The sequence below is a fragment of the Candidatus Vampirococcus lugosii genome, from assembly GCF_018420025.1.
Taxonomy (GTDB): domain Bacteria; phylum Patescibacteriota; class Gracilibacteria; order Absconditabacterales; family Absconditicoccaceae; genus Vampirococcus; species Vampirococcus lugosii.
This window is the reverse complement of sequence record NZ_JAEDAM010000054.1, coordinates 1-6,975: the sequence shown is the minus strand read 5'-3', so window position 1 is coordinate 6,975 and position 6,975 is coordinate 1. Positions and strand designations below refer to the sequence as shown.

The 6,975-nt window shown below is 20.1% G+C and carries 4 protein-coding genes; 1 reads left to right on the top strand and 3 read right to left on the bottom strand.

What is annotated here, in order from left to right; all coding sequences use genetic code 25:
* Positions 1-490 precede the first annotated feature (490 nt).
* The gene (locus VAMP_RS03930; protein ID WP_213349546.1) at positions 491-2,230 is read left to right on the top strand and encodes a hypothetical protein; all 1,740 of its coding nucleotides are present in this window, start codon (positions 491-493) and stop codon (positions 2,228-2,230) included.
* 1 nt (position 2,231) lies between these two features.
* Here the strand turns inward: VAMP_RS03930 and VAMP_RS03925 are convergent, their stop codons facing one another.
* From VAMP_RS03925 to VAMP_RS03920, 3 genes are all read right to left on the bottom strand, one after another.
* Positions 2,232-4,484, bottom strand: a complete 2,253-nt coding sequence (locus VAMP_RS03925) for a hypothetical protein (protein ID WP_213349543.1) — start codon at positions 4,482-4,484, stop codon at positions 2,232-2,234.
* Entirely contained in the window at positions 4,477-4,599 is a 123-nt protein-coding gene (locus tag VAMP_RS06720; protein WP_275052398.1) for a hypothetical protein, read from the bottom strand. The genes VAMP_RS03925 and VAMP_RS06720 overlap by 8 nt, the downstream gene beginning before the upstream one ends.
* A gap of 673 nt (positions 4,600-5,272) precedes the next feature.
* Positions 5,273-6,844, bottom strand: coding sequence for a DUF8727 domain-containing protein (locus tag VAMP_RS03920; protein WP_213349540.1), 1,572 nt, complete (start codon positions 6,842-6,844; stop codon positions 5,273-5,275).
* Positions 6,845-6,975: the final 131 nt, after the last annotated feature.

Below are 6,975 nucleotides of genomic sequence, written 5' to 3'. Positions count from 1 at the left end.
CTTTTTTCAAAAAATCACTCATTTAAATAATTTCAATTTAATTAATAAAATATTATATTTATATATATACATATTATAATTATTTTCAAGTTAAAAATTATTAATCTTCTGCACTTTATACATTGTCGGTCTACTTATATTATATTTATTTGCCAAACTCGCAACAGACCATTGATCACAAATAAAAATTTTATCTATTATATCTTTTTGTGTAAATAACACTATTCTATATTACACATCAATATATTGTTGTTATTTATAGATATTTTTTCTTAAAATACTTATTATCTTATAAAATGCAAATATTTTTTCTTATAATACAAAATTTAATTAAAATTTATATTCTCTAACACCTTCCAACATATTATTTGTTTATAAAGATTTTATTTATTTTATCTATTTTATTGCTGAGGTTTTTATATTCAAAAAATTGACAAAAATTAAATAAAAAATATCATATAAGTATATTTACAAAAATAAAATAAAAATCATGAGTGAAAAAAATATTGAAAAACAAATAGAAAAAGAAAACAATAAAAAAGAAATTGAAAATATTGAACATTATTTGAATAAATTTACATACTTGAAAAGTGATTTGGATGAACTGATAAATAAAAAAAATCCAATCACTTTTCTAATATGAGTAAAAAAAATATTTTGAAAAATCAATAATTACCTAAAAGAAATATCAATCTTTTTAAATAAAAGCTTTAATAACTTTGATATTGATGACAATAAACACTCTTTTTTATATGATATATGAATAAGTAATATTTACAAAGAAATAATCGTTGATTATGCTAAGAAATCAAAATATTTTGATCCTGAAAAACACATAGAAATTTACTCAAAATTTGATAAAGATTTTAAACATTTCATACAAAAAGTTATTTCTTATTTAAATGAAAGAAGCGAGATAAAAGGTGATTTTTATGATTTAACTCAAAATGATAATTATCAGAAATTTCTAAAATTAATTATTCAAGTAATAAAATCAAAAAATTTTAATACTTCAAATTTAAAATGAGATATATTAATTGATGAAAGTTTTAAAAAATGAACAAAATTAAAAAATTTATCTTGATATTCAAATGAATCATCTTTCTGTAACAACCTTATTTCTTTTTATTTCAAAAATGAAAATAATTACAGTAAAAAATATGAGTTTTTGGCTAAAATTTTTGAGTTATTTGATATAGATAAATATATAAACAAAGATATAAGTTATTCAAAAATGAATGATATTATAAATCTTTTATCTTTCAATGAAACAAATGAATATAAAAAATCTCAAATAGAAAAATTAGAAGAAAGAAAAGAAATTGAAAATATTATATATAATTATGAATTTAATTTTGAAAATTATATAAAGGTTTCAGATATTGCAGAAAAAAAAGAATGACAAATAAAATGATATCTATGGTGATATTTTAAAAATAGTATAAAAGAAAAAAACTTTGATATAAGGTTTTCTAACTGGGTAAAGCATTTTACACAAAACAAATATAGCAAAAAACAAGATTGGCTTGAAGTAAAAATTGACTATAAATCAAATATTGAAGATATCTCAGATATATCTAAAAGTAAAGAACAATCTATAGAGTTTTTAAATACTTTAGAAAATTATAAATCTTTAATTATTAAACTTCAAGAAAGTATATTTGCTGATATTATAAAAACTCATATTTTAAGATTTTTATATGATAACTTAAGTGTAAAAAAAGATAAGATAGATTATATAAAATTATTGTTATACTTTGGATTATGTGAAAATTATTATGAATATATAAAAGTTTATACCTTCTTTGAAGAATATGAAGCATTTGAAGACAATAAACAAGAAAAATTAAAAAAAATAAATATATTCAATAATTCTGTATTTGTTATTAGTTTGGTTATTATATGATATTTTTTCTCTTTTATACTTTCTTTTGGAATTATTTTACTATATATATGAAATAAATTCTTAAGAAAAAATTTTTATAGTGAATCTAAATATATTAGATGGCATAACTGATTTAGATTTTTAGGAACATTGACAATATCTTTGTATGCTATATCTTTTCTTATGACAAATAATTATGTATCTTTTGATCTTAAAATATGAGGTAAAAATATAAATGAATTTATATATTGAGAAAAGACCGAAAAAATTGTTACTTATAATTGAAATGAATTTTTAAAAGATTCTTCAAAATTTGTTACTGATATATTATGAACTTCAAAGTAACCTAACCTTTTCTTTTTCTTATAACTTCTCTTGTAAATTCTTTTATATACTTTTCTAAATAATCTAAATTTTTATTTAAAATATTTTCATTTCAAACCATCATAGGAACAGCTACTATATTTGTATATCTTTGAAAATAATTGTTTAATTCTTTTAATTCTTGAGCTTCCTTATCTCAAGGGAAAAGTATAATAACTTTGTATGGGAAATTATTATCGATATCAGAAGTAGAAAAATTTTTGGCAAGTTCTTTATAATATTTAAAAACTGGAGCATAATCCATATTTTCTTTTTTATTTTGATTTTTTAAGAAAAAAGGATATTTTGAAAATTTTGCATCCAAAAATATTGATCAAATTATATTTTTTCAGCCTTTAATTTTAATAATAAAATCAGGTGTTATCTTATCACTTTTTAAAATATCTTGAAGTTCTTCTATTTTTGATGAGATCAAATCACATAAAACTGGGTCAAGTATACATTTATTTTTATTTTGTAGATTTTTATTATGTCCTCAAAGTGATATACTAAAATTATATCATTGAAATTGATTTGAAAGTTTATCTAAATCTATTGTTGCAAGTAAATCAAAATCAGGATCATCTTCTTTTATAAATCATTTTCAGATGGTAAGATTTTCTTCTAATTCTTTAATTTTTTTAATCTTTTCATTTTTATTTATTTTGTTAATTATTCAATCAATTTTTCATTCTTTTTTATTATAATCTTTTAAAATTTCATCATTTAGTTTTCTTTTTATTTCAGTTGCATTAAAATTAAGTTTAATAATGTTATTTTTAATGTTATTTTTAGTATTAATATCTTCTATTTGATCTAAAATACCATCTAATGATTTATCAACTTCAAATTGTTTAAAATCATCTTCTTTTTTTAAATAAATAATTTTTTCATTTAAATATATTTTTTTTTCTTTGCTTACTATTCAGTCTTTAAAGTTAACTTTATTTTTTTCTCATAAATATCTATTCAATTCATCAATATGTATAGTATAATACATTTTTTCTTCTAATCTTTTCTTTATTTTTTCTTCTATCTTTTCTTTCTTATCTTTGTTTTCTTCTTTGTTCTGATTAAAATAATAAACCATCTTTTGAAATAACCATATCTCATATAGATCATTTATCTTATCTAAAAGTTGTCTTTTGGTAGCAATATCTCATTCTATTATAGATTCCATAAGTGCAAAAATTGTTTTTAGGTCTTTATATTGGGATATATTTACATTTGTTTTTTGTGACTTTACATCTTTTAAGTATGTTTGAAGTAAAAATTTTATCTTATTTGCATATTCTGGTTCAATATTTTTTATAAAATGTAAAAGATAATATTTCAAAAATTGAGTTTTTGGGTTGTTTATAGTTTCTTGCATATCTTGTATATATGAAGTTTCTTTCACCATAAAATTTTTATAGAAATTTTCGTTTTTTAATAAAGAAGGATTTATTTTATCAAGTTTGAAATTATTATAGTTTATATAATGAGGCAAAAGTTGTTTTCAATTGTTATTTAAAAAATTTATTATCAAATATGTAAGATAATTTATCTTTCTATCTATAAATATATCTGCTCAATCTCATTCTCCTTCCATTAAAAAATTTGGAATATAATTTCTGGAATCATTTCACTTAAACAAATCTCTTATCTCTGCTAATAGTTCTAATAATTTTTGTATACTACTTATAGACACTGGAAATATAAAATATTCCAAATTATTATTTTCAAAAGGAGCTGTATTAAGAGTTTCAAATCAATATCTGATATTTTTTGTTCAAGTTTCTACATTTAGTTTTTTAAAATTATCTAACTGTTTTTCATTTATAAATTCAAAAATTGTTTGTTTATTATTTTTACTTCATTCTGTTGTTTCTGCTTCTGTTCCTGTTCCTGTTTTTGTTTCTGTTTTTGTTTCTGTTTTTGTTCCTGTTTTTGTTCCTGTTTTTGTTCCTGTTCCTGTTCCTGTTTTTGTTTCTGTTTTTGTTTCTGTTCCTGTTTCTGTTCCTGTTTCTGTTCCTGTTTTTGTTCCTGTTTTTGTTCCTGTTCCTGTTCCTGTTCCTGTTCCTGTTCCTGTTCCTGTTCCTGTTCCTGTTCCTGTTCCTGTTCCTGTTTTTGTTTCTGTTCTTGTTTCTGTTCCTTTATGCTCTCACTCAAGCTCAAAACCATTAGAAATTAATATTTCATTTACTACATCTTGAGGTAAAAATTCTTTTAAATTTTCCAAAATTTGTTTATCCATTATTTTTATTTTTAGTATGATAAATATAATCTCATCTTTCTAATATAAATATATTTTCATATTTTGTTGTTCAATTTAATTCAATTTTTTCTCATCATATCTTTGTATTTTCCAAATCTTTTAAATTTACTTTTATATAAAATTTATTTTCTTCATTTAAATTATTTATCTGATCTTCTAAAGTATTTAATTCTTTTTTATTTTCATCTTTTACTCAAAGATATATTCTTTTATTTTTTGCTTTTTCAAAATCATTATTTTTATCAAATAAACTTTCATGGTCTGAAAAGAATTCTTTTACATTGAAATGTTTTTGTAAAGTAAAATTGTTTTCTTTAATAAAATCTATATCAAATTTGTTTTTTATATAATGTTCCTGTAAGTAATTATTGTAAAAATTTCTTATAAATATTTTTAGTTCTTCTTTTTTACTTTCATTAAAAATATAAATTCTTTCATTTAAAGGTTTATTTTTAGTTTTTTCATCTATTTCAAAATATTCATGTATAGATTTAAATTTATTATTTAATTTTAAAAGAAGTTTTTCTAAAAATATTCCCTTTTCTTTAGTTTTTTCATCTTTATTATCTTTATTATTTTTGTTATCTTTCTCTTCTTCTCAATTGTTATCTTAAAATAATTCTTTTTTTCAATCAAAAAACTTTATATCAAAATACTTACTCCAATCCCTTTGAATTAAGGTTTTAAATTTATGTAAATTGTTTTTGAAATAAATGTTTCAATAGACTCATTCCAAAATTTCTATTTCTTCAAAATACTTTTTCATCCTATAACATATTACTTTTTAAATGATTATAAAACTTTATAGATTTTTCTAATTTTTTATTTTCAAATTTCTCTAATATATTCCCTATCTCTTTAAAAGCCTTTTTTTGCTCTTCTCCTATCAAACTAAAAGTTTTAAGTTTTGTAAGGACTTTTTGACTTATCTGGTTATCCAAACTTTCAGTAAGTTTTTTAGTAAGATTTTCAATATTATCTTCTCAATTATAATTACAATAATTTTTTATATAAGTCATGATTTCTTCTATTGCTCTATATCATACACTTTCATTTATGCTTATGTTTTTTATTTGCTCGTTTATTGCTGTTATAATTGTTTTTATTTCTTTATATTTATCTAATTTTTTAAAATAATTTTCAATTTGATTTAATTTTATCTTTTCTTCATAAAATGAATCAAAATAATTTTTATACTTTAAATTTAATTCTTCATTTTCATTTTCATCCTCACCAAACAAGTTTCATACTTCAAATGTTACGAACTGACTTCTATCAAGTACTTTATTTGATAAGCTATTTGTTGTCTCATCTTCGTTTATAGTTCAGATGATTTTTAGATTATTTTTTAATTTTATAAAAACTTTTATAGATTGTATTTCTTCTGTTTCAAAGTTTCAATTTTCATCTGTTTCTTTTTTTCAATATTCTAAAAAGTTTCAACTAAAATAAATATTATTTTCAAAATCTTCACTAAAATAATTTTCTAAAAAGTATTTTATATTTTCATATTGTTTTTTATTTGTAATATTTGTTTCAAAAAGTGTTATTGTAGTCTCTCATTTTTCTTTCAGTCTATCTATCTCAGACAAAAAGGTAGAAAAATAGTTTTCAATTTTTGAAAGATTCATCTCATCAAGAAGTAAAAAATTTATTTCTCTTTCACTTTTGTAAACTTCAATCAAAAATCTTAAAGTTTCAGTTCATTCATATCTTGAAAGTAGTGGATTCCAGTACCCCAATATAGCACTTTCATCACTAAAGTTTGCTCTAACAGGAAGTTTATGAAATTTACCACCTAAACTATCAGAAAGTGTATCTACTATTGATGTTTTTCAAGTTCATGAAGGTCATGAAAATATCAAAAAGTTATTTACAGTCAAAGACATCAATATATTGTATAACTGCTCTGTTTGTATAGTTTGTTTTTCTTTTATTTCATCTATAATTTGTTTTATTTGTTTTTCTTGTTTTGGCTTTTCTTCATCAATAATTTTTTCTCAATCTAAAATAAGTTCGTAAATTCAAGCTAAATTATAAATATCATGTTTTTCAATTTTTTTTAGTACACTCTTAAAACTACCACTATTAGGCAAATTAAAAGAAAATTTTTCTTTATAAGTTCTTTTTTCTTCCTTGGTTTCTGCATCTGAAGAAAAATCATAAAGAAAATTTTGAATTTTTTGTTCTTTAACTTTATTTGCTACAAGCATATCAATAATTTTTACAATTACTCATCTATTAAATCATTTTTTAGATTTATTTCATTCTTTTAAATTAGTGTTCAATGGATATATTTTCTCTCAATTTATAGAATATAATATTTCTTTCTCTGCCATTTTTTAATAATATTTATAAATTAAAACTTAATTAACCAATCAATTATATTTATATTTTCTATTCAGTCATAACTTTCACCAAAACTATCATCCATACTTATTACATACTTTGGATAATTGTCTTTTATGTT